This is a genomic window from Paracoccus ravus (assembly GCF_004522175.1).
Taxonomy (GTDB): domain Bacteria; phylum Pseudomonadota; class Alphaproteobacteria; order Rhodobacterales; family Rhodobacteraceae; genus Paracoccus; species Paracoccus ravus.
In genome coordinates, this window is sequence record NZ_SDEB01000022.1 from 1 (window position 1) to 24,347 (window position 24,347).

Below are 24,347 nucleotides of genomic sequence, written 5' to 3' on the forward strand. Positions count from 1 at the left end.
GCCTGACGAAGCACAGCCATGATCTGCGGTTCCGTGAAACGGCTCTTTCTCATTCGAATCTCCTCAGCTCACGCTACGAGAAAATTCTACTTATGCAGCCCCTTAACCATGGGGAGGATTACCACCCCATCGTCGGCTACTCGCGGCAATGGATCATCGCCTTGGACCGCTGGATCGAGGCCAGCCACCTCCCCGAGGGTGGCAACTTCGATCTGCCCGTTCACATCGAGACGGACAACATCATGCAGGACATGGAAGACCGGATGCGCGAAACGTCGATCAGCACTGCGGCTGGCTTCGCGGCTTTCTGCGCCTATGTCCATCGTGACCAGCATTTCGAAGACAAAACCATCGACCAGCCCGAAATGCAGAAGTGGCAATGGGCCAAAATCAAGGAATGGGCCGCGGCCCGCGCCCTGAGCGGAGGTCAGGCATGAAACGTCGTCTTTCGAAGAAGACCGCTTCCGCCTTCATGGAGAAGCTGCTGGAGCCAGTGCATCTCGGCACCGACAAGGAGCTTGCCGCCATCGAGCGTCGAGCAAAGGCGGCAGCGAAGAAGCAAGCGGAAGAAGAGTTTCAACGGGCTTACATGGCAATGAGGGCCGCAGGGGCACTGCATGAGCATCTGAACTGCCTCCGACTCAGCAAATTCCCACGCGATCAGCAGGACCGTGCCAACGAAAGGCAAGCCTTCTCCGCTTGGGTGGAAGCAGCCGCCCGCTTCATGTGCCACCCCGCTCCCCACGTTCGGGGAATTCGGCTGAAAGAGCGCCACTTGCATCTGGGCGGTCGCGAGCAGGAATTTAAGCCGTTCATTGATGCGGACAAGGCGAAGCTTCTCGCCTGAATTACCCGAACTCATTTCCAACTGGCCCCGCTGCGGCGGGGCTTTGCTTTTCCAAGCCTCTTTCTACAGGGCAGATCAGCCGCGTTTTGTTTGGTTGCGACTCACCGATGTTCCTGAAATGTTCCTGCAATGACTCGCCGCAGCACTCCACAGTCCAAGACCGACGACCGGGCATTCCCGGTGCGCGTAAGGCTTTATGTTCCCCTAACTGGTCTGGGCTGCGGTCTGATGCGATATATTTCTGGCTGGACAGAGTCATCGGACGGGGCAGCTACGCCTGGCACAGCGGCGGCTCAAGTGACGGGCGCGATTGTATAGCTGTCCACTTTCGCACCCCGGCGGATGCGGACGGTTTCTGCTCTGCGTTCCCGGAGCTCGAACTGGCTGACGGAACCAGCTCTCCGGGCTACACTTCCCCAGCGTTGCCATTCGGCAGGAAGCCTGGCGAGGATGAGCCCGTGTGCAATCTCTACAACGTCACGACCACGCAAGAAGCGATGCGCCAGATGTTCCAGGGCTTCGAGTTCTCGGACAAAGCCGGGAACCTTGAGCCGGGCAGCATCTACCCAGATCGGCTAGCCCCCATCATTCGCCACGACGGCCATGCATTGGAACTCGCGCGCGCTCGCTGGGGAATGCCTTCGCCACCAGCTGTGTTGAAAACCGCTCGCGACCCCGGCGTGACGAATGTTCGCAACACCTCATCCCCTCATTGGCGGCGCTGGCTTGGCCCCGCGCATCGCTGTCTGGTCCCGGTCACATCGTTTGCCGAACCGCTCGGAGCCGGAAAGGGCAATCAGTGGTTTGCCGCTACTGATGACATGCCGATGTTCTTTGCGGGCATCGAAGTGCGCGGCTGGAAGTCAGTGCGCAAGGTGAAAGACGGCGAGACGACAGATGACCTGTTCGCGTTTCTCACGACCGCACCTAATGCCAGGGTTGGCGCAATTCATCCTAAAGCAATGCCGGTGATACTGACCAAGCCTTCGGAATGGGAAGCTTGGCTCTCGGCTCCATTCGATCTGGCTGGCAAGCTGCAAAGGCCGCTTGCCGATGATGGGCTACGACTGATCGACCAGCCTGTTTAGGAGACGGCTCGAGCGCCTACTGACCGCTCACATTCCGGTAAATTCCGAGGCGTTCCCAAATCAAATGGGGGAAGTCGTGGGGGAAGATCTAAAGGCTCGACCAAAATTCGCCAACATAAACATGCAGTTAAATGAGTTGGATGGCGGAGACGAAGGGATTCGAACCCTCGAGACCCTTCCGGGCCTGCACCCTTAGCAGGGGTGTGCCTTCGACCACTCGGCCACGTCTCCACCGCCCCGTATATGGCCCAAGAAGCACAGAAACAAGGGGGTCTTGAAGGAAACTGAGGTGAAATGCCCCTCGGATCCTGCTGTTTGGTCTGAGAAGTTCTGCGGGCGGGTAATCGGCCTTCCGGCAGGCGCGTATCGTCAACGAGACGGGATACGCGGTCTCCGACCCGCATTGGCCGGAAATCTCAGATTTCTCCCAGTTCGGGCTGCGCCCAGCGGTAGCCGATCCCGGGCTCGGTCAGGATCAGACTGGGCCTGGCGGGATCGCGTTCCAGCTTCTGGCGCAGCTGCCCGACAAAGACCCGCAGATAAGGAACGTCATCGACATGGGCAGGTCCCCAGACCAGTTCCAGCAATCTGCGATGGGTCATCACGCGACCTGCATTCAGCGCAAGCGCTGCGAGCAGGTCGAATTCCTTGGGCGTCAGCCGCAGGGCCTCGCCGTCCCGGCTGATCCGATGCGCGGCGAGATCGATCGACAGCCCGTCCTGCCGGATCATCTCGGGGCGGGCGGCGCGCCGCGGGCGCAGGCTGGCGCGCAGCCGGGCGAGCAACTCGCCGATTCCGAAGGGCTTGGAGACGAAATCATCCGCTCCCAGATCAAGCGCCATGATCTTTTCCATCTCCTGGTCATGGGCGGACAGGACGATGACGGGAAGATCCGAGCGCAGCCGCAGCCGCTCGATCACCTCTTTGCCATTCATGTCCGGCAGGCCGAGATCCAGGATCATCAGATCCGGCTCCTGCGCGGCGACGACGGCCAAGGCCTCGCGCCCATCCGAAGCGAGAAGCGTCTGATATCCCGCCGCCACCAGCGCATGGCCCAGAAATCTCTGAATCTGCGGCTCGTCGTCCACGATCAGGATGGTCTGGCGGCCGTTCATGCGCCCGGCTCCTCGGCCACGGGCAGGCGGATCTCGAGACGCGTGCCTGCAGCGGACGGGGGCTGTGCGAGGCGTCCTCCCAGCGCCAGCGCGATGCCCTTGCTGATCTGAAGCCCCAGCCCGGGCAATTCCTTGACCCGGGTCATTGTGTCCGAAGCCAGCCATTCGACCACAGCGCCCGGCAAGCCCGGCCCGCGATCCGCGACGGCAAGGACCAGCGTCCGGCCCTGCACCGCCCCGGAAACGCGGATCGTGCCCGGCGCATATTTCACGGCGTTTTCGATCAGGTTGAACACGGCCTGTTCCAGCAAGCCCATCTCGGCGCGGATCATGGGCAGAGGAGGGATCGCGGTCTCGATCCGGGCTTGGGGCCATGAGCGACGGGCGCGCGTCACGGCGGCCTGGGCCGCATCGCCGGCATCGACCCAGGCCATGTTGATCTGCGCCCCGGCCTGAAGCCGGGTCAGCTGCAACAGCTTTTCGACATAGCGGGCAAGGCGCTCGGCCTCTTCCTCGATCGCCGAGAGCAGGTCGCTCTGCGCGGCCGGGGGTAATGTCTCGCGCAATTCCCGGAGCGTCGTCACCGATCCCAGAATCGTCGCCAGAGGCGTGCGCAGGTCATGCGACAGCGAGGCGAGCAGGGCGGCGCGCAGTTCCTCGGCGGTGGCGCGGCGGCGCTCGGCCTCTGCCTCATCGGCAAGGGCAAGACGTTGCATCGTCAATCCGGTCTGGCGCAGGATCACGTCGATGGCGCGACCGCGCCAGCCATGATCGCGCCGGTCCGAGGGGATGCGGGCATGGCCAAGGACAGGACCGGGCGCTCCATTCCCCGAAACCGGGTAGAAGGTCAGCCGCGAACCGTGCCAGCCCTGGGCCGAGGCGAATTCCGGACGCCCACGCCGAAAGGCGATGTCGGCGGCCTCCAACTCGCGGGCCTCGGGCAGAAACTGTCTGGGCTCGGCTGCGATCAGGCGCAATTTCCCCTCATGCGGCGCGAGCGCGACGGCCGGGCCACGGGCCAGCGCATGCAGACCGCGCACCGCGCCCGCGGCGACCTCGGAGGATGTGCGCGCCTGCGCCAGTTCCGACGAGAATTGCGATAGAACCTCCAGCGCAGCGGCGCGCGCATGGGCGGCATCGACCTGTTCGCGCAGCCGTCCCGAGATCACGCCGGTCATGCCCGCCACCAACAGGAACACCGCCAGCGTGATGAGGTCGCGCGGCTGCGAGATATGCAGCGTGAAATGCGGCTCGACGAACATCAGATTGAATCCGATCAGCGCCCCGAAGGCGCTGGCAATCCCGATCCACAGCCCGAAAAGCGCCGCGTTGACCAGCACTGCGGTCAGGAAAAGCAGAATGGCCACCGCCTCGGGCAGAGCGTGGCGCGCGGCCCCGGCTGCCAGCGTCACGATGACAATAAGGCACGCAGCCCCCAGAAAACCGCCCAGAGAGGGCGCGTTCATCCAGCGCCTGTCGTCCTTGAGATGTGGAATATCGTGCTGATCCATGATCGGATCTGGCTGGAAGCATCCCCGCTTGTCCACAATCTTTATGAAAACCTTATGCTGCGGCGCAAAAGCCGTATCGAAGCCTTATGCTGCTTTGCGGCATCTTTGCTGCTTCGGGAAAATTCCCGTCGAGCAAGGATGAATACAAAATGGCAAGTGCGGATTTGCACATGGTCGAAGAAGCGCCGCGCCGCGCGGGGCTCTTTTCGCTGTCGCTTGCGGCAATCGGCGTGGTCTATGGCGATATCGGGACCTCTCCGCTTTACGCCTTTCGCGAGGCGATGCTCGCGGCCGGGGCAAGCCACGGCGGCGTCAACCGCGCCGATGTGCTGGGCGTGCTGTCGCTGATCGTCTGGGCCTTGCTGCTGGTGGTCACCGTCAAATATGTCCTGATCCTGATGCGGGCCGACAACCAGGGCGAGGGCGGCACCCTGTCTCTGCTTGCGCTGGCACAGCGCGCGATCGGTCGGCCACATCTGGTCATCGTGGTGCTGGGCATGCTGGGGGCGTCGCTGTTTTACGGCGATGCGGCGATCACGCCGGCGATTTCGGTGCTTTCCGCGCTCGAAGGGCTCAAGCTCGTGACCGACGATGTGACGCCCTTTATCGAGCCTATCGCCATCGTCATCATCATCGGGCTGTTTCTGGTCCAGAGCCGCGGCACCGAGGCGGTTGCGCGGTTCTTTGGACCGATCACGCTGATCTGGTTTGCCGTCATGGCGGCAGGAGGGGTGCATTGGCTGATCCAGCAACCCGAGGTCCTCGCTTCGCTCAATCCCATCCATGCGCTGCGCTTTCTGGCGCAGAACGGGCAACTTGGGCTGATCGTGCTGGGGGCAGTGTTTCTGGCCGTGACCGGCGCAGAGGCGCTTTATGCCGATATGGGACATTTCGGTCGAAAGCCGATTCAGATGGCCTGGCTCTTTGTCGCCTTTCCGGCCTTGCTGCTGACCTATTTCGGACAGGGTGCCTTGCTGCTTTCGAATCCCGGCGCGATCGCCAACCCCTTCTATCTGCTTTTTCCGGACTGGGCGCTGATCCCGGTGGTGATCCTCGCGACGCTCGCCACCATCATCGCGAGCCAGGCAGTGATCACGGGGGCCTATTCGCTGACGCAGCAGGCGGTGCAGTTGCATCTGCTGCCCCGCATGAAGATCCGCCATACCTCGGACGCGCATCAGGGCCAGATCTACATGCCCGGCGTGAATATGTGGCTGATGTTCGCGGTCCTGTCGCTGGTGGTGATCTTTGGCTCGTCCTCGCGTCTGGCCTCGGCCTATGGCATCAGCGTGACCGGGACGATGGTGGTGACGGCGCTGCTCGCGATGGTGGTGGCGCATAAGCACTGGAAACTGCCGCTCTGGCTTTCGGTCCTCATCATGCTGCCCTTTCTGGCGCTGGACCTCGTGTTCCTCGGGGCAAACCTGATGAAGATCGCGGATGGCGGCTATGTGCCGCTGGGGATCGCTGCGATCTCGCTCATCATCATGGGCAGCTGGATGCGGGGCACCGCGATCGTCTCGGCCAAGGACCGCGACGCGGAATTGCCTCTGAGCGAACTCTTGGGGCAGATCGAACGCTCGGAAACGATCTGCACGGTGCCGGGAACGGCGGTGTTTCTGACCTCGACGCCGGATATCACCCCCGGAGCCTTGCTGCACAGCCTCAAGCATTTCAAGGCGCTGCATGAGCAGAACGTGATCCTGACCATCACCACCTCGGATATTCCCCGCGTCCCCGCGGATGAGCGTGTCAGCATCACCGATGTGAACGACCGCTTCCGGCTGGTCGAACTGCTTTACGGCTATGCCGAGGATCCGGACGTGCCGCAGGCCCTGCTGATGTGCCGCAGGCAGGGCTGGAAATTCGACATCATGGCGACCTCGTTCATCCTGTCGCGGCGCAGGATCCGGATCTCGACGCGCAGCGTGTTGCCGGCATGGCAGGCCCGGCTGTTCATCGCGCTGTCGCGCAATGCGGCGGCGGCCTCGGATTACTTCCGCATCCCAGCGGGGCGCGTGGTCGAGATCGGCACCCAGATGAACATCTAGCGCCGCATCACCCGCGCGACGACCGGCGCGAGGACGATCACGATCACGATGCGCAGCAGGTGATGGCTGACGACGTAGGCCAGATCCGCGCCGGCGATGATCGCGACGACGATCATCTCGGCCTGTCCGCCGGGCAGGAAGGCCAGAAAGGCATCCAGCCCCGGCGCAAGGCCGAGATGCATGATGATCTCGATGAAGCCCAGGCTGATCGCGGCCAGCACCAGCGAATAGACCAGTCCGGCGGTCACATGAAGGCGCAACTCGCGCAGCGTGATGCCGGCATATTTCGCACCCACCGCGATGCCGATGAAATATTGCGCGGCCTGAATCATCTCGGCCGGGGGGCGGTGCTGGATCAGGCCCGAGAGCGAGAGGATCGCGGCCAGCACCATCGGTCCCAGGATCGAGGCACCGAAAAGGCCAAGCCGTTCCGCGGCTTTCCAGCCGACCAGACCGGCTGCGATCATCAGCGCGATTTCATGGAGGGCGACCGCGCCCATCGGCTGGCCCGGAGGCTGCGACAGGTCGAGCCCGTAGGAGGTTGCCAGGATCATCGGCGCGACGGTGACGATGACCAGAACGCGGGTCGCGTGGATCAGCGACAGCGCCCGCAGGTCGCCTCCGGCCTCATGGCCGAAGACCAGCATGTCCTGTAGCCCGCCCGGCATCGCGGCGTACCAGGCGGTGGCATGGTCAAAGCCGAAGACCCTGCGAAATAAGGGGTAACCGATCAGCGCGATGACGGCGATGAACACGGGCACCATGGCCAGCGATGCCGCGATCTCGGGCAACTCGTTCAGCACGGCCGGCGTGATCGAACTGCCCACGGCGACACCGATGATCGTGCGCATCAAAGTGCCGATCCGCCCGGTATCCGCCAGAGGCAGCCCTGCCAGCGCCGCGATCAGACAGGCCAGCATCGGACCCAGCAGCAACGGCAGGGGCAGATGCAGCAGCAGGAACAGCGCGCCTCCGGCACCGGCGAGGGCAAGGGTCAGAAGGCGGCGTCCGGCAAGGGTCATGTTCGTCTCGGCTGGCGGTTCGCGCCTTTGTTCCGCCCACCGCGCGCGATGTCAAACCCGTCGGGAGATCGGCCCGCCATGGGCAAGCCGCGCCCCCATTGCCGCCAGATGCTCGATCCTGCCGCTGCAATGGGCGAGGATCTGTATTTCCGTTTTCTCGGCCTCGACCACGGCGATCGGAGCCGTCAGCATTGCGGGTCGGCGGGCGCGGCTGGGTTCGCGGGCGGGAGAGTGGCCGCAGTCCGCGCCAGGAAAGTCTCGGGCAGGCCAAGTTCGTGGCGCTTCCCATCGAACTAAAACAGCAAGGCGCGGCATCGGGGACGGAGAAGGGGGAACCACGCCGCCATGCGGCGCTTGGTTTCGGGCTGAACTTAGTCATCCCCGTCCTCGACGCGAAAAACCCGCGGCATCGAGAACCAGTCCGGCAAGTGCAGACCCAGCGCCACGTCCTCCATCCGGAGATCGCGGAAATCCCTTGCGGCGCGGGCCAGAGCCTGAACGCAGGTTCACTCCGGTTGGCCATGAGCGAGTCGACTGCCATTGGCACGGTCGAATCCGTTGCCACGCCGCTGTTCAGGCGGGTGCCCGAACCCGAGGGCGGGTCAAACACATCGATCGTCCCAGGTGTGGGGAGGAACCCCCGCGCCGGGTCTTCTGCATTAATGCGGAACTCGATGGCATGACCGCGCGGCTCGGGCACGGTTTCGTCAGAGAGACGCGCGCCCTGTGCCATACGGATCATGGCGCGCACAAGATCAAATCCAGAGCTTTCCTTGCTCACCGGATGCTCGACCTGCAAATGCGTGGTCACCGTGCGGAAAGACAGCTCGCCATCCGCCGAGAGGAGGAATTTGCCCGCGCCTGCGCCGCTATACCCGGCACGCGCGCAAATGGCCCGTGTCGCCTCTTGGATCTGGTCGCGCTGCGCTTCCGTCAGGAACGGGGCAGGGGCTTTCTCGCTCAGTTTCTGGTGCCGCCCTTGCAGCGAATAGTCCCGCGTTCCGATGACCTTCACCTTGCCGTGATGGTCGGCCAGAATCTGGGCCTCGACATGGCGCGGCTGGTTCGAGAACCTGCTCGACAAAGCATTCGCCCCGCCCCAAGGCCGCATCCGTCTCTGATTCTGCCTCTGCCTCGCGCGTGGCGCTGTCGGAAAGCTCTTCGACCTCGCCTATCTCTCGCGCCACGCGCATGCCCCCCGCCCCGCCACAACCTGCCTTGATAATGACGGGAGGCCCACGGCCTCGGCGATTCGTCGCGCCTTTATTTTGTCGCCAAGGGCCTCGATCACATCGGGTTCGGGCCCGGTCCAGATCAGGCCGGCCGCTTGCTCGGCGCGGGCGGGATCGGCGCGTTCCGACAAGAATCCTTAGCCGGGATGGATCGCGAGCGTTCCGCTGCCTTCGTCGCGGCAGGCGCAGATGATCCGGACGGCCTTTGCAAGGCCTCGATCTGGTAGTTCGCATCCGCCGTCGGCTCGGCCGAGGTCACAGCGGTCGAGATGGGAATCATGCGCGCCGACAGCGACTCTTCTGGTCGCCGCCGCGCGCAGGTTGCAAGGACGATCATCGGATCTTCGGAGTGAAAGCCGCAGGCGATACTGGCCCAGCTCAGGATGACAGGCAGGGCCGCTTCATCGCCCATGCGACTTCTCGCCTTGGCCAAGATCGCTATTGAGAAGCATGGTCGTGGTCATCTCATCCGCTTGGCTCGATAGGCTGGCAGGCACCTGCGTCGAACGAATGCCACCGCCTAGCCGGGGCAGTGGCTGAGGTTTCGGCTGAGGTTGGCGATGCGGCGGATGCCCTCGTCGATCTCGGTGGCCGCGATCGAGGAATAGGCCAGCCGGAAGAAACCCGCCCCGGCATCGCGGGCGCGGAAAAAGGGTCGTCCCGGCTCGATCAGCACACCCTCGGGCTTGAGTGCGCGGGCAAGCCGGTCGCTGTCCAGACCGAAGGGGGTCGCGAGCCAGAAGCTCGACCCGCCCGCCGGCCCCGCGCCACCGCTGTCCAGCCCGTGGCGTTCCAGCGCGGCGGCGGTCACGCGGCGGCGCTCGGCAAAGGCCTCTCGCATGCGCTTGACCTGCCGGTCATAGTGACCCAGCGACAGGAAATAGGCCATCGTGCGCTGCACATGCCCAGGCGGGTGGCGCAACATCATGCCGCGCCGGGCGCGGGCCTCGGCGATGAAGGCGGGATCGGCGACGATGTAGCCCAGCCGCAGCCCCGGAAAGACCGATTTCGAGAAAGACCCGATATGGATCACCGCCCCGCTGCGATCCATCGCCTTGAGCGCGGGCGAGGTCGCGCCAGCAAAGCTGATCTCGAATTCGTAATCGTCCTCGACGATGACCCAGCCGCGCTCGGCGGCCATGCGCAGCAGCGCCTCGCGCCGGGGGCGCGGCATGGTGCGGTTGGTCGGGCATTGATGGCTGGGTGAGGTGAAGACGACAGACACGCCCTGCGGAATATCCTGCGGGGGCAGGCCCTCGCCATCCAGCGCCACGGGCACGACATCGGCGCGCAACGTGGTCAGGATCTCGCCCAGACCGGGATATCCCGGTTCCTCGATGGCGCAGGTCGCGCCGCGATCCAGCAGCAGTTCGCAGATCAGCCAAAGCGCGTTCTGCGCCCCCAGCGTCAGCAGGATCTCACCCGCCTCGGCCCGGATGCCGCGCCGGGGCAGCAAGTGGCGGATGATGAAGTCCACCAGCTCGGGGTCGTCGCCGTCATACTGATCGTCCGACAGTGCGCCCAGGTCGCGCCGGCCAAGCGCGCGCACCGCGCATTCGCGCCAGGCGGAATGGTCGATCAGCCGGTCGTCGGTCTGGCCATAGAGAAAGGGATAGGGATAACGCCGCCAATCGGTCGGCCGGTCCTTGCGCTTGGCGGCCAGGTTGCGCCCGTCGAGCCGCGCCGCCCAGTCGAAGCGGGGCGGTTCCGTCTGGGGACGCGGTTCGGGGCGAAGCTCGCCCACCCGCTCCGAGACGAAATAGCCCGAGCGTCCCCGCGCCACCAGATAGTCCGTGGTCACGAGATCCAGATAGGCCTGCGTGACGGTGATGCGCCCGATGCCCAGATGCGCGGAAAGCGCCCGGCTCGAGGGCATGCGCTCGCCGGGGCGCAACCGACCCTCATGCACGGCCGAAACGATTTGCCGCCGCAATTGCACTTGCAGCGGCAGCACCGAGTTGCGGTCGATCAGGAAAGTCTCGGGCGGGATCTGCATGGCGGCCAGAAGCAATTTCGGGCCGCCATCCTGCCTTATCCGAAGACGCGTGTCAGCGCCCCGTCGATCGCATTGGTCAACGTGTCGATGTCATCGGCGGTCGAGATCAGCGCGGGGGACAGGCAAAGCGTGTTGTTGAAGCCCGGCACCGAGCGGTTGGTCGCACCGATGATCACGCCCTGCGCAAGGCAGTCGGCCACAACGGCCTGGACCTTCATCTCGTCCGCCGGCTCCTTGGTCAGGCGGTCGGCGACCAGCTCGGCGCCGCAGAACAGGCCCTTGCCGCGCACATCGCCGATGACCTTGTGCTTCTCCATCAGCGCCTGCAGGTTCGCGACGGTGCGCTCGCCCATGCGGGTGCAGTTTTCCAGCAGGTTCTCGTCCTCGATGATGCGCATGTTTTCCAGCGCCGCCGCCGGACCCGAGGTGCAGCCGCCAAAGGTCGAGATATCGCGGAAATAGCCCATCGGGTCCGAAGCGTCATCCTTGAACATGTCGAAGACGCGCTCGGTCGTCACGGTGCAGGAAATCGCCGCATAGCCCGAGGCGACACCCTTGGCCATGGTCACGAAATCCGGCTCTATGCCGTAATGCTGATAGCCGAACCAGGTGCCGGTGCGGCCAAGCCCGCAGACGACCTCGTCGATATGCAGCAGGATGTCGTATTTGCGGCAGATCTCCTGAACGCGCTGCCAATAGCCGGTCGGAGGCGTGATGACCCCGCCGCCCGCCGTCACCGGCTCGAGCACGATCGCGCCGATCGTGTCGGGGCCTTCGCGCAGGATGACCTCTTCGATGGCGTCGGCGGCGCGCTCGCCGTAATTCTCGACATCCCATTGCTTGCGATATTCAAGGCAATGCGGCACGCGGATGAAACCGTCCGGATAGGGGCCGTATTGCGTGGCGCGCTGATCCTGACCCGAGGTCGCCAGCGTCCCGATGGTGGTGCCGTGATAATCGCGGTCGCGATAGAGGATCTTCCATTTCTTGCCGCCGTAATGGCGCGCCGCGATCTGGCGCACCATCTTGTAAACCTTCTCGTTCGCCTCGGAGCCCGAGTTCGAATAATAGACCCGGCTCATGCCCGGCATCTTCTCGATCAGACGCTGCGCAAAGGTCGCGCCCGGCACGGTCCCGGCGGCGCCGGCGTAATAGTTCAGCTTGATCAACTGGTCGCGCACGGCATTGGCGATGCTTTCGCGGCCATAGCCCACATTGACGGTCCAGACCCCGCCCGAAACCCCGTCGAGGAACTCGCGCCCCGTCGCGTCCCAGAGCCGCATCCCCTTGCCTTCGACGAAGACGCGCGGATCGATGGTTTCATATTGCTTGTGCTGGCTCAGATGGTGCCAGACATGGGCCTTGTCCGCTGCGATGACCGGGCTGAGGTCGTTCATGTTCTTGCCTCTGTCGAAAGGAGGTTGGGGGAATCTTGACCGGACGAGATTACGCGCGATGCCGTCGCCGCAATAGATCCAATTTTTATCCGTCGATAAAGCCAGTTGCCGCGCTGGACAGGGCACGCGCGCAGGGACTAGATCGAAGCCTATAGGATCAAGGGGGTGCGATGCCGGACGAAGGGCAAAAGCTCGAACAGGCCGCGCGTGCGGCATGGCTCGCCCATGTCGCGGGGATGACGCAGGACGAGATCGCGGGGGTCATGGGCGTCTCGCGCCAGACCGCGCAGAGGCTGGTCGCGCAGGCCATGGCCGAGGGTCTGGTCAAGATCCGCATCGACCACCCTTTCGCCCATTGCCTCGAACTGGCCCGCGACTTGCGCGCCAAATGGGGGTTGCGCTTTTGCGAGATCGCGCCCGCCGATGCACCCGAGGCCGGTGTCGCCCTCCACCTTGCCAGTACCATGGAGCGCTGGCTGCGCCGCCCCGAGCCGCTCACCCTCGCCATCGGCACGGGCCGCACCCTGCGCGCGGGCATCGCCCGGCTGCCGCATATCGACTGCCCGCAGCATCTCGTCGTCTCGCTCACGGGGAATATCGCGACGGACGGGTCGACGGCCTATTACAACGTCCTGTTCTCGCTCTCGGAACTGGTCACGGCGCGCAGCTTTCCGCTGCCCTTGTCGGTGCTGGCCCCGAGCGCAGAGGAACGCCAAGCGATGATGCGCCAGCCCGGGATCCGGCGCGTGATCGCGATGTCCGCCGATGCCGAGGTCGCCTTTGTCGGCATCGGCACGATGGACCACGGCGCGGCCCTGCTCAAGGATGGCTTTCTGACCCGCCCGGATCTGGAGCGGATGATCGCGGCCGGCGCCGTGGGCGAAATTACCGGCTGGGCTTACGATGCACAGGGGCGGCTGATCGACGGTCTCAGCAATGACCGCGTCGCATCCGCCCCGATCCCCGGAGCCGCGCGGACATTGGTTGTCGGCGCGGCCTTTGGCCTGGAGAAGCTGGCCGCGATCCGGGGGGCCTTGCAGGGCGGCCTGATCGGCGGGCTGATCACCGACGCACAAACGGGGGCATGGCTGCTTCGCGATGACTTGCCCGGCGCGGGCTAGTTCCCGCGTCAGCCATGCGCCGAGAGCGCGCTGATCTCGGCGCGCTGCGCCTGCATGCGCAGAAATATCCTCCAGTCGCGTTCGCGCCGGGCGCTGGCATGGGGATCGGGGCGCGTGACCTCGACCTCGCGGAGAAAGCGGGCCTGCGCGGCCCGGATCCCTCCCATCATCGGTGCCGCGGCCGCGATCGCGGTGCCTCGCAAGACGGCGTCCTGGGGCTGCCAGTGGATTTCCGCGCCGGTCGCATCGGCGTAAAGCTGGCGCAGCAGCGATGCGCGCGCCTGCCCCCCCGCCAGAGCGATCTGGTGCGGGGCCAGCCCCATATGGGCGATGACCTGACGCGTGCCCAAAGCGATTCCCACTGCCGCCCGCCAGTAAAGCGCGTCCAGTGCCGTCGCTCCGCGATCAAGAGACAGCCCGTGCACAACGCCGCGCATCATGGGATCGGCAAAGGGCGCGCGGTTGCCCTTGAAGTCCGGCAGGACATGCATGTCGGCTCCGGGCTCCGGGCTGGCCGCGATCCGGGTCAGGATCTGGTCATGGCTCTGAGCCTCGGGATATTGCCGCCGGATCGAGTCCAGAAGGGCTCCGGTCGCGGATTGACCGCCCTCTGTCACGGCCTGTCCGGGCAGGATCGCGCCCGGATAGGGCCCCCAGAGCGCAGGCGAGACTGCGACATCCGGTGCCATCACGCAATTCGATGTGCCTGCGATCAGCGCGGGCATTCCGGGCGCCGCCCCCAGCGCGCCGGCAAAGGCGTCGATCAACCCGCTTGCGACCACGCAATCGGGCGCGAGCCCCAGTTCGGCGGCAGCCTGCGACGACAATCGGCCGATCGGCGCGCCTGCAGGCAGCACCGGCTCGTCATGCGGGAAATCCGCGATCCCCAGCATGGCCAGCAGATCCTCGGCCCAGCCGCCGCGATCGGGCAGGTATGGCCATTTCGCGGCGGCAGCGCAAAGCGACCGAGAGGGGCGCCCGGTCGCGCGAAAGGCGAGGTGGTCGCAAAGGTCATATATGCCGCGCAGCCCGATCCAGGTTTCGGGCCGGGCGCGCCTGAGCCATATCAGCTTGGGCGTCTGCATCTCGGGCGAGACCGAGCCTCCGGCGCGGGCCACGACCTCATGCGGGATGCCGTCCATCCGGGCGGCCTCGGCCACGGCGCGATGATCGTGCCAGGCGATCACGTCCGGGGCGAAGTCGGGCGCGTCGACCACCAACGAGCAGGTCGCGTCGAAAGCCAGAGCACGGATTCGTGCCGGGTCGGCCCCGGCCATGTGCCGCGCCTCGGCCAGCGCCTCGGCCACGGCGCACCAGATTTCGGCGGAATCAAATCCCGCCTGACCGCCCGGCGAAGGCAGCGTCGCAAAGCCCCGGCTGGCGCGGGCGACCAGCCCGCCATCGGTCGAAAACAATCCCGCGCGCGCACGGGCCGAACCCACATCCACCGCTGCGATGAGCACCCGTTCCCCCTAGCCCAGTCGGGCCAGAGTGTTGGACAAATCCCGCGCATGTTCAATCAGCGCGTCGGGATGAAGTTCCGCGAGCCGCGCCCGCAGCCCCGCGGGGGCGGCATGGCTGCCGCCCAGAAAGCCGATGACGCGCATTCCGGCCGCGCGGGCGGCGAGAATTCCGGCCGGGCTGTCCTCGATCACCACGCAATCGCGCGGATCGACGCCAAGTCGGCTTGCCGCGAAAAGGAACAGGTCGGGCGCGGGTTTGCCATTCCTGACCTGAACGGCCGAATAGACGTGCTGGCCGAAAAGCGGCGCGAGGCCGGTCAGTTCCAGCGACAGGTTCAGCCGCTCGGGCGCGCTGGAAGACGCGACCGCGCGGGGCCCGTCGCAGGCGGTGATCGCCTCGGCCATGCCCCGGACCGCCCTGAGGTCGCGGGCAAGCCGGGCGGCCAGCGCCGCGCCATAGCCGGGCAGGGCCGGGCGGATGTCGATGCCGTGATCCTGCGACACCGCCTCGATGATGGTCTGGACCGATCTGCCCAGAAACTCGTCATAGATGCGGGCCTCGGAGACTGGCGCGCCGACGCTTCTGAGCATGGCCAGCAATTCGATCACTGCCAGAGGCTCTGAATCGACCAGCACCCCGTCACAGTCGAAGATCACGGCCGGCGTCAAGGATCAGGCCTTAAGATAGGCGGTCAGCGTCGCGGCCGTGCCCGCGCGCCACAGCATGTCCAGCCAAGAAGCAAAGGGTTCGGCAAGGCGCGGATCCTGCCCGGTCTCGCCATAGATCTCGGACATTCCCAGCCATACCTGCGGATCGGTCTTGGCGCTTTGCGCCGCCGCCTTCAGCCGGCCCCAATTCGGGTCATTCGCTTCGATGATCGCGCCGCTATCGGTCATGCCCGCGCAGTAACGGCACCAGAGCGCGGATTCCAGTGCCAGCCCCTGAACCGTCAGACCCTGCGCCAGCCGGTCTCGGATCGTCGGGATAATGAATTTCGGCTGCCGGTTCGAGCCGTCGAGGCACAGCCTGCGGATCGTGTCGCCGATCTTGGGATTGGCGCAGCGTTCCGCGACCTTCAGGTAATAGCCATGCAGGTCGGTGCCGGGGACGGGGGGGACGGCGGGGATGATTTCCTCGGCCTCGATCTTGTCGAGAAAGGCCCGGACCAGCGGGTTCTGCATCCCCTCATGGACGAAATGAATATCCATCAGCCCCGAGGGATAGGCGATGACCGCATGGCCTCCGTTCAGGATGCGGATCTTCATCAGCTCCCACGCTGTCACGTCCTCGACGAATTCGACGCCGACTTCCTCAAGTGGCGGGCGGCCTTGGGGGAAGTTGTCCTCGAGCACCCATTGGATGAAATCCTCGGCAAAGACCGGGCTGTCATCGGCAATACCGAAATCCTCGCGGATCATCCGCCGCTCGCGCTCCGAGGTCGCGGGGGTGATGCGGTCGACCATGCCGTTCGGGAAGGCGACATGAGCCGCGATCCAGTCGGCCAGCGCGGGGTCCGAATGCCGCGCGGTTTCCACCACCGCCTCGCGGGTGACATGGCCGTTATGGGGGATATTGTCGCAGCACATCACGGTAAAGGGCGGGATGCTCGCCTTGCGCCGCGCCGCGAGCCCCGCGACCAGCATGCCGAAGACCGTCCGTGGCGCGGCGGGATTGCGGCCATCCTCGGCGATGGCGGGATGGGTCGGGTCGAAATGCCCGGTCGTCGCGTCGATGAAATAGCCGCCCTCGGTGATGGTCAGGCTGGCGATGCGGATGGCGGGATCCGCCAGCTTCGCGATGATCGCGGCGGCATCGGCGGGCGGCAGGTAGTCGATCATCGCGCCGATCACGCGGGCCTCGGAGGCCCCGGCGGATTGCTCGACCACGGTGTAGAGCCAGTCCTGTCCGGCCAGCGTGTCGCGCATCCGCGCGTCCGAGGGCATCACGCCCGCCCCGATGATCGCGAAATCATGGCCCTTGCCGAGGTTCATCAGCCGGTCGAGATAGACCGCCTGATGCGCGCGGTGGAAATTCCCCAAGCCGAAATGGACGATCCCGCCGGTCAAATGGCCACGGTCGTAACCCGGCGCGGCGACCGGAAGCTTGGACAGATTGGCTTGGTTCAGCGTGATCATCTCAGCTCATCCAGTTCCCGCCATCGACATTGTAGGTCTGGGCGACGATGTAATCGGCCTCGGACGTGGCGAGGAAGATCGCCATGCCGGTCAGGTCCGCGGCGGTGCCCATGCGACCGAAGGGGACGTTGGCACCGACCTCGGCCTTCTTCTGGCCGCGCGGCTTGCCCTCATATGCGGCGAACTTGGCATCGACCCCGTCCCAATGCTCGCCATCGACGACCCCCGGCGCGATGGCGTTCACGTTGATGCCATGCGCGATCAGGTTCAGCCCGGCCGATTGGGTCAGGCTGATGACAGCGGCCTTGGTCGCGCAATAGACGCCCACCAAAGCCTCGCCGCGCCTGCCCGCTTGGCTCGCCATATTGATGATCTTGCCGCGACGACCGGTGTTGATCATCTGGCGCGCGACCGCCTGCATGACGAAGAGCGTGCCGCCGACATTGATCGCAAAAAGCGTGTCATAGCTTTGCCGGGTGATCTCGGTGATCGGGGCCAGATCGAACAGCGCGGCATTGTTGATCAGGATGTCGATGCCGCCCATCGCAGCGACGGCCTCGGCCACGCCCGCATCGATACTGGCCTGATCGGTGACGTCCATGACGATCGGATGCGCGCCAATCTGGGCGGCGGTGGCGCCTACGGCCTCGGCATTGATATCGGCAATGGCCACGGTCGCGCCCTCGGCGATATAGCTTTCGGCAAAGGCGCGACCGATGCCGCGTGCGGCGCCGGTGATCAGGGCGGTTTTACCAGCCAGCCTCATAGCGCAAGCCCCTGCTGATCAAAGCGATAGATCCGGCCCTCGGCCGGGGTCAACCAGATGCGGTCGCCATGATCCACCGGAAACTCGCCCGAAGCGCGGGCGACGACATGGGTACCGCCATCCAAGGTGACATGCAGGAAGGTATCCGAGCCCAAATGCTCGGCCACGCCAACTGTGCCCGCCAGCATCCCGTCGGTCGTTGATAGCTGAAAATGCTCGGGGCGCACGCCGATGGCATGGGCATTGAGCTTGGCCGCTGCCTCGCCTTCGAGGAAATTCATGTTCGGGCTGCCGATAAAGCCCGCGACGAAGCGGTTGGCGGGGCGTCGGTATAGGTCCAAAGGCGAGCCGACCTGCTCGACCCGGCCCGCGCGCAGCACGACGATCTTGTCGGCCATAGTCATGGCCTCAACCTGATCATGAGTGACGTAGATCATCGTCGTCGCGAGCTTCTTATGCAGTTCGGAGATCTCGACGCGCATGTTCACCCGCAAAGCCGCATCGAGGTTCGAGAGGGGCTCGTCGAACAGAAACGCCACCGGCTCGCGGACGATGGCGCGACCAATGGCGACGCGCTGGCGTTGGCCGCCGGAAAGCTGGCCGGGCTTACGGTCCAGATAATCGGTCAGGTTCAGGATGCCTGCCGCGTGACCAACACGCCGCGCCTGCTCATCCGCGGGCATCCCGGCCATTTTCAGGGGAAAGGCGATATTTTTACGAACCGACATATGGGGGTAAAGCGCATAGGACTGGAATACCATCGCCAGCTTGCGCTTGACCGGAGCGGCCTCGGTCATGTCCTGCCCGTCGATCAGGATCGTGCCCGAGGACACATCCTCAAGCCCGGCTATCAGACGCAGCAGGGTCGATTTCCCGCAGCCCGAGGGGCCGACAAAGACCACGAATTCGCCGTCGTTAATGTCCAGATCGACGCCGGGAATGACCTCGACCTCGCCGAATGCCTTGCGGACCTGTTTCAAGGTGATGCTGCCCATCATTCCCCCCTTATTTCACCGCGCCAAAGGTCAGGCCGCGCACGAGTTGCTTCTGGCTGAACCAGCCGAGGATCAGGATCGGGGCGATGGCCATGGTGCTCGCCGCCGAGAGTTTCGCGTAAAACAGCCCCTCGGGACTGGAATAGCTGGCGATGAAGGTCGTCAGCGGAGCCGCCTTGCTGGTCGTCAGGTTCAACGTCCAGAAGGCCTCGTTCCAGGCCAGGATGACGTTCAGAAGCAGGGTCGAGGCGATGCCCGGCACGGCCATTGGCGTCAGGACATGAACGATTTCATTCTTCAGGCTCGCGCCATCCATCCGCGCGGCCTCCAAAATCTCGGACGGGATCTCGCGGAAATAGGTGTAGAGCATCCAGATGATGATCGGCAGGTTGATCAGCATCAGCACCACCGTGATCCCCAGCCGCGTATCGAGCAGGCCCCAGCTGCGAAACAGCAGATACATCGGGATCAAGACGCCCGCCGCAGGCATCATTTTGGTCGACAGCATCCACATCAGCAGATCCTTGGTCCGCTTGCCGGGTTGGAAGGCCATCGACCAGGCCGAAGGGATCGCGATGAGCAATCCCAGCAGCGTCGAGCCGACCGAGATAATCACCGAATTCAGGAAATGGCGCAGATAGGGCGAGCGTTCCTGCACCTCGGCATAATTCTCGGTCGTCCAGTCGAAGAACAGGAATTTCGGCGGGCTGGCGATGGCGTCGGCCTCGGATTTGAAGCTGGTCAGGATCGTCCAGAGGATCGGGAAAAAGATCGCCAGTGCCACCCCCCAGGCAAGGATGGTGAAAAACCAGCGGCGGCGGTTGGATACGCGGCGGGCCATGGCTTTACTCCAGCGTCTTGCCGATCATCCGCATCAGGAAGATCGCAACGATATTGGCAAGGATGACGGCGACGATGCCGCCGGCGGATGCGCCCCCCACGTCGTATTGCAGAAGCGCCTGCGAATAGACGAGGTAGGTCAGGTTGGTCGAGGCATAGCCCGGCCCGCCATTCGTGGTCACAAGGATCTCGGCAAAGACCGAGAGCAGGAAGATCGTCTCGATCAGGATCACCACCGTGATCGCCCGCGACAGGTGCGGCAGGACCAGGTGGGTGAACTTGGCCCATGCCCCCGCGCCGTCCATCTCGGCGGCCTCCATCTGCTCGCTGTCCAGGGATTGCAGCGCGGTCAGCAGGATCAGCGTGGCGAAGGGCAGCCATTGCCAGGCGACGATCAGGATGATCGACATCAGCGGATATTGCGCGAGGAAGTCGATCGGCTGCGCGCCAACCGCCTTGGCGAGCCATGCGAATAGCCCGTTCACCGGGTTCATGAACATGTTCTTCCAGACCAGCGCCGAGACCGTGGGCATGATGAAGAAGGGCGCGATCATCAGGATGCGGACGATGCCCTGGCCGCGGATCGGCTGGTCCAGCAGCAAAGCCAGCACCACGCCGCCGATGACGGTGATCGCGAGCACCCCGCCCACGATCATCAACGTATTCGCCATGGCCTGCCAGAAGGCGGGGTCAGAGAGGAAGTATTTGTAATTGGTCAGGCCGATGAACCGCTCCATGCCGGGCGAGAGCAGGTTGTAGCTTTGAAAGCTGAACCAAAGCGTTATCGCCAAGGGCACGATCATCCAGCCAAGCAGCAGCAGGACCGAGGGCGCGACCATGAAACGCGCAAGGGTTTTCTGGTGTTTCGTCGCCATGACCGCGCCCTCCCTGTCGCGGGGGAATGGGGATGCGGGGGGCGATGTCGCCCCCCGCCTAGCCGGGGAGGCTATTTCGGGTAGCCAGCCTTCGCCATTTCACGCTCGGCGATCTGCTGGGCCATTTTCAGCGCCTGATCGACGGTCGCCTGACCCGCCAAAGCTGCCGAGAATTGCTGGCCAACCGCCGTGCCAAGGGCCTGAAACTCGGGGATGCCGACCCATTGCGTGCCGATATAGGGAACCTCGACCGTGGTTGGGTTCTTCAGATCCGCCGACATGATGCTGTCATAGGTCAGCTTCGCGAAGGGTGCCGCGTCCAGATATTGCTGGTTCTGGTAAAGCGAGGTCCGTGTGCCGGGAGGGACATTGGCCCAACCCTCCGCCGCGGCAACGGCTTCGGTATAGGCTTTCGAGGTCGCCCAGCCGACGAATTTCTTCGCCGCATCCGGCGCATCCGTCGAGGCCGGGATGGCCAGCGTCCAAGCCCAGAGCCACATCGCGGGCTTTTGGCCTTCTGGCGCAAGCGCATAGCCGACCTTATCGGCCACGGTCGATTCCTTGGGGTTCGAGACGAAGCTGGCGGCGACCGTCGCATCCATCCACATGCCGCATTTTCCGGTCTGGAACAGTGCAAGGTTCTCGTTGAACCCATTGGACGACGCGCCCGGAGGGCCAGCCTCGGTCATGATCGTCACGTAATCGGTCAGGGCCTTCTTCCACGCCTCGGAACCGAATTGTGGCTTCCACTGCATGTCGAACCAAGGCGCGCCGTAACTTGCGGCCATCGAGGTGATGAAGGCCATGTTCTCGCCCCAACCCGCCTTGCCACGCAGGCAGATGCCGTAAATTTCGGCGGATTTGTCGGTGACCTTGCGCGCGGCGTCGAAGACGAAGTCCCAAGTCGGGCGCTCGGGCATGGTCAGGCCCGCTTTTTCGAACAGATCCTTGCGATACATGATCATCGCGGATTCGCCGTAGAAGGGCGCGGCGTAAAGCTTGCCGTCCAGTGACAACCCATCGGCGATGGGCGGCAGGATATCGGCGGCGTCGTAATCTGCGCCCATATCGTCCAAGGGCATCAGCCAGCCCTGCTTGGCCCAGATCGGGACCTCGTAATTGCCGACGGTGACGATGTCATATTGCCCGCCCTTGGTCGCGATATCGGTTGTGACGCGCTGGCGCAGGACGTTTTCCTCAAGCGTGACCCATTCCAGCTGGATGTCGGGATTCGCATCCGTGAAGGGCTTGGTCATCTTCTGCATCCGGATCATGTCGCCGTTATTCACGGTCGCTATGGTCAGGGTTTCGGCCATGGCGGGCACCGCAAGCGCCATCACGGCACTGGCCCCAATGAGGCCGCGCAGCATATCGGTCATTCCTACCTCCTCCCAGTTCGGAACGGCATTTGCCAATGCTATGGGCAAATGCTCACACGAGGCGGCCATTCTGTCAAGTCAGAGTTCCGCAAGACCCAGAAGGCGGGGAGGTTGCGGCCGGCGCGGCCAGTCGCGCGACAAGAAAATCAGACAGTTGTCTTGCCGTTAGGCTTTGCTGCGTTACCAGCGACCGGCAAAGCTCCAGATCCGTCTCGATCCGGTCCTGCGTGCGGAAGGGACGTTGCACCAGCGTAGCCGCCTCGATCTCGCGCAGAACGGTCGAGCGGGGCAGAATCATCACCGCCGCTCCGCGCAGGGCGAGTTCCTTCTGCAGTTCCAGAGAGGCGGTGGTAAACGCTACCGCGCGCGGCGCTATGCCGGCTGCCCGCATTCTGACGTCGAAGGCACGGCGCAGGCCATAGCTGCGATCCGGCAATGTCAGGGGATGGCACAGCAAATCCGCCAGCGCGATTTCGCGGCAGGCGGCCAGGGGATGCATGGGCGACATCACCGGATCGTAGCGGATCGGCAAACGCAGCAGGACCTCCAATCGCGGGTCGGGCGGCGCGAACATGGTGACCGCAATTTCAGAATGTCCCGATGCCGCCGCCTCGAATGCGGCGGGCGCAGAGGTCACATTCGCCTCGATCTCGATATGGGGGTTGAGCCGGGAAAACTCGGCCAGCGCGGGGGCCAGCAGGGAACTGGCGGCGACTCCGGGCAGATGCAGCGATACCGAGCCGCGCCCAAGGCCGCGCAAATCGTCGATCAGCCGTCCTGCGGCCGTCATCTCCTGGGTGATCAGACGGGCGCGCTCGGCCAGAATTTCGCCCGCTTGCGTCAGGCGGATGCCGCGCGGGCCACGTTCGACCAGCGCGATGCCAAAGGCATGTTCCAACTTGTCGAGCTGGCGCGCCACGGCGGTGGGCGAGGTGTTCAGCCCCTCGGCGGCTTGCCGGATCGACCCCGAGCGCACCAATTCATTGAAGGTCGCGATACTATTGAGATCCATTGCCCCCTCCGAGTGATACGAAAACCGTAGCGCCCCGCACACATATTGGCGACTTCCATTCCTCTGATCCGCGCCGTTTCATGTGCGAAACGGCGGGGACAAAGATGAACGCGATCCTTGAACTGAGCGCCCGCGAGGTCTTGAACGCCTTTCGCAGCCGCGAATTGTCGCCCGTGGAATATATGCAGGCGCTGGTCGCGCGCGTCGAAGCGTCCGAACCTTTCGTGCAGGCGCTCTGGCTGTTTCGCCCCGAAATGGCGCTGGACGAGGCGCGCGCCTCCGAGGCCCGCTACCTTCGCGCCGCGCCGCTGGGACTGCTCGACGGGATGCCGGTCACCGTCAAGGAACTGATCGCGACAAAGGGCGACCCCGTGCCGCTGGGCACGGCCGCCACGCCGCATTTTCCCGCGCCCGAGGATGCCCCCGCCGCCGCGCGCCTGCGCGAGGACGGCGCGATTATCTTCGCCAAGACCACCTGCCCGGATTACGGGATGCTGACCTCGGGCCTGTCCTCGTTCCATCATCTCAGCCGGAATCCCTGGGATCTGAGCCAAAATCCCGGCGGCTCGTCCTCGGGTTCCTCGGCGGCGGGGGCGGCGGGCTATGGTCCGCTGCATCTGGGCACGGATATCGGCGGCTCGATCCGGCTTCCCGCGGCATGGACCGGGCTCTTCGGGTTCAAGCCGACGCTGGGGCGGATTCCGATCGACCCCTATTATACCGGCCGGGTGGTCGGGCCGATGACGCCGAGGGTCGATGACGCGGCGCTCTTGATGCAATGCGTGACCCGCCCCGATTGGCGCGACGCGACGGCGGTGAAATACGAGCATATCGACTGGGATGCCGGTCCCGCCGAGGTCCGCGGGCTGCGCATCGGGCTGATGATGGATGGGGGTTGCGGCTTGCCCGTTCATTCCGAGGTCGCCGCCGCAATCGAGGCCGCCGCCCGCCGCTTCGAGGAAAACGGCGCGACCATCATCAGGGTGCCTCCGGTCCTGACCCGCGAGATGCTGGACGGTCTGGATGTCGCCTGGCGCGCCCGGTTCTGGGGGCAGATGCAGAAACTGTCCGAAACGGCGCGCGACAAGATCCTGCCCTATATCCGACAATGGGCCGAGGCCGGGGCCAGCGCCACAGCTGTCCAGATCGCCGAGGGGTTCGACCAGACCTTCGCCATGCGCCGCGCCGCGAATGAGGCGCTGCAGGGGCTGGATTTCATCCTCTCGCCGGTGAACCCCCACCGCAGCTACCCGGCGGTCTGGCCCTCGCCGACCAATGATCCGGCGCGGCCCTTTGAGCATATCGCCTTTACCGTGGCCTGGAACATGGGCGAGCAGCCCGCCGCCTCGATCCATTGCGGCTTGACCTCGACCGGCATTCCGATCGGCCTGCAGATCGTGGGCCACCGCTTCGACGATCTGGGCGTGATGCGGCTGGCGCGCGCCTATGAGGAATGGCGCGGCCCGATCACCAATTGGCCACGCCACGATCATTAGCGGTG

General features: G+C 64.7%; 22 protein-coding genes, 1 tRNA gene and 2 pseudogenes. 6 read left to right on the forward strand and 19 right to left on the reverse strand.

Translation table 11 applies throughout. The annotated features are described in order from the left end of the window. From ESZ60_RS20835 to ESZ60_RS21090, 3 genes are all read left to right on the forward strand, one after another. A partial coding sequence (locus ESZ60_RS20835) for a hypothetical protein (RefSeq protein ID WP_167620180.1) occupies positions 1–437 on the forward strand: 437 nt, incomplete at its 5' end. Beyond that, positions 434–847 carry a hypothetical protein gene (locus tag ESZ60_RS15680; protein ID WP_134681677.1) on the forward strand — a complete coding sequence of 138 codons (414 nt, stop codon included), beginning with the start codon at positions 434–436 and terminating at the stop codon, positions 845–847. The genes ESZ60_RS20835 and ESZ60_RS15680, both read left to right, overlap by 4 nt. A gap of 458 nt (positions 848–1,305) precedes the next feature. Continuing rightward, positions 1,306–1,935: an SOS response-associated peptidase gene (locus ESZ60_RS21090; protein WP_209021323.1), complete on the forward strand. Its 630-nt coding sequence runs from the start codon at positions 1,306–1,308 to the stop codon at positions 1,933–1,935. Between the two features lie 141 nt (positions 1,936–2,076). Here ESZ60_RS21090 and ESZ60_RS15690 read toward each other — a convergent pair. From ESZ60_RS15690 to ESZ60_RS15700, 3 genes are all read right to left on the reverse strand, one after another. Further along, positions 2,077–2,166: transfer RNA gene (locus tag ESZ60_RS15690), tRNA-Ser, on the reverse strand. A 185-nt stretch (positions 2,167–2,351) separates the two neighbouring features. Continuing rightward, positions 2,352–3,050 (reverse strand): response regulator, encoded by a 699-nt coding sequence (locus tag ESZ60_RS15695; protein WP_134681679.1) that lies wholly within the window; start codon positions 3,048–3,050, stop codon positions 2,352–2,354. Beyond that, positions 3,047–4,561 carry a DUF4118 domain-containing protein gene (locus tag ESZ60_RS15700; protein ID WP_134681680.1) on the reverse strand — a complete coding sequence of 505 codons (1,515 nt, stop codon included), beginning with the start codon at positions 4,559–4,561 and terminating at the stop codon, positions 3,047–3,049. The genes ESZ60_RS15695 and ESZ60_RS15700 overlap by 4 nt, the downstream gene beginning before the upstream one ends. A gap of 149 nt (positions 4,562–4,710) precedes the next feature. Between ESZ60_RS15700 and ESZ60_RS15705 the strand changes: the two genes are divergently transcribed. Continuing rightward, positions 4,711–6,612, forward strand: coding sequence for a potassium transporter Kup (locus ESZ60_RS15705; protein WP_134681681.1), 1,902 nt, complete (start codon positions 4,711–4,713; stop codon positions 6,610–6,612). On the opposite strand, the gene ESZ60_RS15710 is transcribed toward ESZ60_RS15705, so the two are convergent. The 7 genes and pseudogenes from ESZ60_RS15710 to tpa all read right to left on the reverse strand — a co-directional run bounded on the left by ESZ60_RS15710 (position 6,609) and on the right by tpa (position 12,259). Continuing rightward, the gene (locus ESZ60_RS15710) at positions 6,609–7,634 is read right to left on the reverse strand and encodes an AbrB family transcriptional regulator (RefSeq protein WP_134681682.1); all 1,026 of its coding nucleotides are present in this window, start codon (positions 7,632–7,634) and stop codon (positions 6,609–6,611) included. The two genes, ESZ60_RS15705 and ESZ60_RS15710, sit on opposite strands and share 4 nt — an antisense overlap. A 51-nt stretch (positions 7,635–7,685) precedes the next feature. Further along, positions 7,686–7,826, reverse strand: coding sequence for a biotin/lipoyl attachment domain-containing protein (locus ESZ60_RS20840; protein WP_167620181.1), 141 nt, complete (start codon positions 7,824–7,826; stop codon positions 7,686–7,688). A gap of 385 nt (positions 7,827–8,211) precedes the next feature. Then, positions 8,212–8,745: pseudogene (locus ESZ60_RS21325) on the reverse strand (ATP-binding protein); the annotation flags it as partial. A gap of 13 nt (positions 8,746–8,758) precedes the next feature. Then, positions 8,759–8,827 (reverse strand): annotated as a pseudogene (locus tag ESZ60_RS21330) (hypothetical protein); the annotation flags it as partial. Positions 8,828–8,948: 121 nt separating this feature from the next. Next, entirely contained in the window at positions 8,949–9,278 is a 330-nt protein-coding gene (locus ESZ60_RS21335) for a polysaccharide deacetylase family protein (RefSeq protein WP_245155722.1), read from the reverse strand. Between the two features lie 108 nt (positions 9,279–9,386). Beyond that, entirely contained in the window at positions 9,387–10,877 is a 1,491-nt protein-coding gene (gene pdxR / locus ESZ60_RS15725) for a MocR-like pyridoxine biosynthesis transcription factor PdxR (RefSeq protein WP_342365243.1), read from the reverse strand. 20 nt (positions 10,878–10,897) lie between these two features. After that, positions 10,898–12,259, reverse strand: coding sequence for a hypotaurine--pyruvate aminotransferase Tpa (gene tpa / locus ESZ60_RS15730; RefSeq protein WP_134681683.1), 1,362 nt, complete (start codon positions 12,257–12,259; stop codon positions 10,898–10,900). 170 nt (positions 12,260–12,429) lie between these two features. Between tpa and ESZ60_RS15735 the strand changes: the two genes are divergently transcribed. After that, a complete protein-coding gene (locus ESZ60_RS15735; protein WP_134681684.1) occupies positions 12,430–13,380 on the forward strand; it encodes a sugar-binding transcriptional regulator in 951 nt (316 codons plus the stop codon). 8 nt (positions 13,381–13,388) lie between these two features. Here the strand turns inward: ESZ60_RS15735 and ESZ60_RS15740 are convergent, their stop codons facing one another. The 9 genes from ESZ60_RS15740 to ESZ60_RS15780 form a co-directional block, all read right to left on the reverse strand. Beyond that, on the reverse strand, positions 13,389–14,843 hold the full coding sequence (locus tag ESZ60_RS15740) for an FGGY-family carbohydrate kinase (RefSeq protein ID WP_134681685.1): 1,455 nt from the start codon (positions 14,841–14,843) through the stop codon (positions 13,389–13,391). Between the two features lie 9 nt (positions 14,844–14,852). Further along, a complete protein-coding gene (locus ESZ60_RS15745) occupies positions 14,853–15,512 on the reverse strand; it encodes an HAD family hydrolase (protein WP_134681686.1) in 660 nt (219 codons plus the stop codon). 3 nt (positions 15,513–15,515) lie between these two features. Next, positions 15,516–16,979 carry a mannitol dehydrogenase family protein gene (locus ESZ60_RS15750; protein WP_134681687.1) on the reverse strand — a complete coding sequence of 488 codons (1,464 nt, stop codon included), beginning with the start codon at positions 16,977–16,979 and terminating at the stop codon, positions 15,516–15,518. 1 nt (position 16,980) lies between these two features. Then, a complete protein-coding gene (locus ESZ60_RS15755; RefSeq protein ID WP_134681688.1) occupies positions 16,981–17,745 on the reverse strand; it encodes an L-iditol 2-dehydrogenase in 765 nt (254 codons plus the stop codon). Continuing rightward, complete coding sequence (locus ESZ60_RS15760; RefSeq protein ID WP_134681720.1) at positions 17,742–18,740, reverse strand: ABC transporter ATP-binding protein; 999 nt, start codon at positions 18,738–18,740, stop codon at positions 17,742–17,744. The genes ESZ60_RS15755 and ESZ60_RS15760 overlap by 4 nt, the downstream gene beginning before the upstream one ends. A gap of 10 nt (positions 18,741–18,750) precedes the next feature. Continuing rightward, a complete protein-coding gene (locus ESZ60_RS15765) occupies positions 18,751–19,581 on the reverse strand; it encodes a carbohydrate ABC transporter permease (RefSeq protein ID WP_134681689.1) in 831 nt (276 codons plus the stop codon). Between the two features lie 4 nt (positions 19,582–19,585). Beyond that, a complete protein-coding gene (locus ESZ60_RS15770) occupies positions 19,586–20,455 on the reverse strand; it encodes a carbohydrate ABC transporter permease (RefSeq protein ID WP_134681690.1) in 870 nt (289 codons plus the stop codon). Positions 20,456–20,526: 71 nt separating this feature from the next. After that, positions 20,527–21,834, reverse strand: a complete 1,308-nt coding sequence (locus tag ESZ60_RS15775) for an ABC transporter substrate-binding protein (RefSeq protein WP_134681691.1) — start codon at positions 21,832–21,834, stop codon at positions 20,527–20,529. A gap of 73 nt (positions 21,835–21,907) precedes the next feature. Continuing rightward, positions 21,908–22,846 carry a LysR family transcriptional regulator gene (locus ESZ60_RS15780; protein ID WP_134681692.1) on the reverse strand — a complete coding sequence of 313 codons (939 nt, stop codon included), beginning with the start codon at positions 22,844–22,846 and terminating at the stop codon, positions 21,908–21,910. Between the two features lie 104 nt (positions 22,847–22,950). On the opposite strand from ESZ60_RS15780, the gene ESZ60_RS15785 reads away from it, so the two are divergent. After that, the gene (locus ESZ60_RS15785; protein WP_134681693.1) at positions 22,951–24,342 is read left to right on the forward strand and encodes an amidase; all 1,392 of its coding nucleotides are present in this window, start codon (positions 22,951–22,953) and stop codon (positions 24,340–24,342) included. The last annotated feature ends 5 nt before the right edge of the window (positions 24,343–24,347 follow it).

What these genes read in the sequence shown, in the direction of transcription:
- ESZ60_RS15705 (WP_134681681.1), top strand. Translation starts at nt 4,711, where the DNA reads ATGGCAAGTGCGGATTTGCACATGGTCGAAGAAGCGCCGCGCCGCGCG.
- tpa (WP_134681683.1), bottom strand. Translation starts at nt 12,259, where the DNA reads ATGAACGACCTCAGCCCGGTCATCGCAGCGGACAAGGCCCATGTCTGG.
- ESZ60_RS15770 (WP_134681690.1), bottom strand. Translation starts at nt 20,455, where the DNA reads ATGGCGACGAAACACCAGAAAACCCTTGCGCGTTTCATGGTCGCGCCC.
- ESZ60_RS15755 (WP_134681688.1), bottom strand. Translation starts at nt 17,745, where the DNA reads ATGAGGCTGGCTGGTAAAACCGCCCTGATCACCGGCGCCGCACGCGGC.
- ESZ60_RS15750 (WP_134681687.1), bottom strand. Translation starts at nt 16,979, where the DNA reads ATGATCACGCTGAACCAAGCCAATCTGTCCAAGCTTCCGGTCGCCGCG.
- ESZ60_RS20840 (WP_167620181.1), bottom strand. Translation starts at nt 7,826, where the DNA reads ATGCTGACGGCTCCGATCGCCGTGGTCGAGGCCGAGAAAACGGAAATA.
- ESZ60_RS15680 (WP_134681677.1), top strand. Translation starts at nt 434, where the DNA reads ATGAAACGTCGTCTTTCGAAGAAGACCGCTTCCGCCTTCATGGAGAAG.
- ESZ60_RS15700 (WP_134681680.1), bottom strand. Translation starts at nt 4,561, where the DNA reads ATGGATCAGCACGATATTCCACATCTCAAGGACGACAGGCGCTGGATG.
- ESZ60_RS15760 (WP_134681720.1), bottom strand. Translation starts at nt 18,740, where the DNA reads ATGGGCAGCATCACCTTGAAACAGGTCCGCAAGGCATTCGGCGAGGTC.
- ESZ60_RS15735 (WP_134681684.1), top strand. Translation starts at nt 12,430, where the DNA reads ATGCCGGACGAAGGGCAAAAGCTCGAACAGGCCGCGCGTGCGGCATGG.
- ESZ60_RS15695 (WP_134681679.1), bottom strand. Translation starts at nt 3,050, where the DNA reads ATGAACGGCCGCCAGACCATCCTGATCGTGGACGACGAGCCGCAGATT.
- ESZ60_RS15710 (WP_134681682.1), bottom strand. Translation starts at nt 7,634, where the DNA reads ATGACCCTTGCCGGACGCCGCCTTCTGACCCTTGCCCTCGCCGGTGCC.
- ESZ60_RS21335 (WP_245155722.1), bottom strand. Translation starts at nt 9,278, where the DNA reads ATGGGCGATGAAGCGGCCCTGCCTGTCATCCTGAGCTGGGCCAGTATC.
- ESZ60_RS15785 (WP_134681693.1), top strand. Translation starts at nt 22,951, where the DNA reads ATGAACGCGATCCTTGAACTGAGCGCCCGCGAGGTCTTGAACGCCTTT.
- ESZ60_RS15765 (WP_134681689.1), bottom strand. Translation starts at nt 19,581, where the DNA reads ATGGCCCGCCGCGTATCCAACCGCCGCCGCTGGTTTTTCACCATCCTT.
- ESZ60_RS15775 (WP_134681691.1), bottom strand. Translation starts at nt 21,834, where the DNA reads ATGACCGATATGCTGCGCGGCCTCATTGGGGCCAGTGCCGTGATGGCG.
- ESZ60_RS15780 (WP_134681692.1), bottom strand. Translation starts at nt 22,846, where the DNA reads ATGGATCTCAATAGTATCGCGACCTTCAATGAATTGGTGCGCTCGGGG.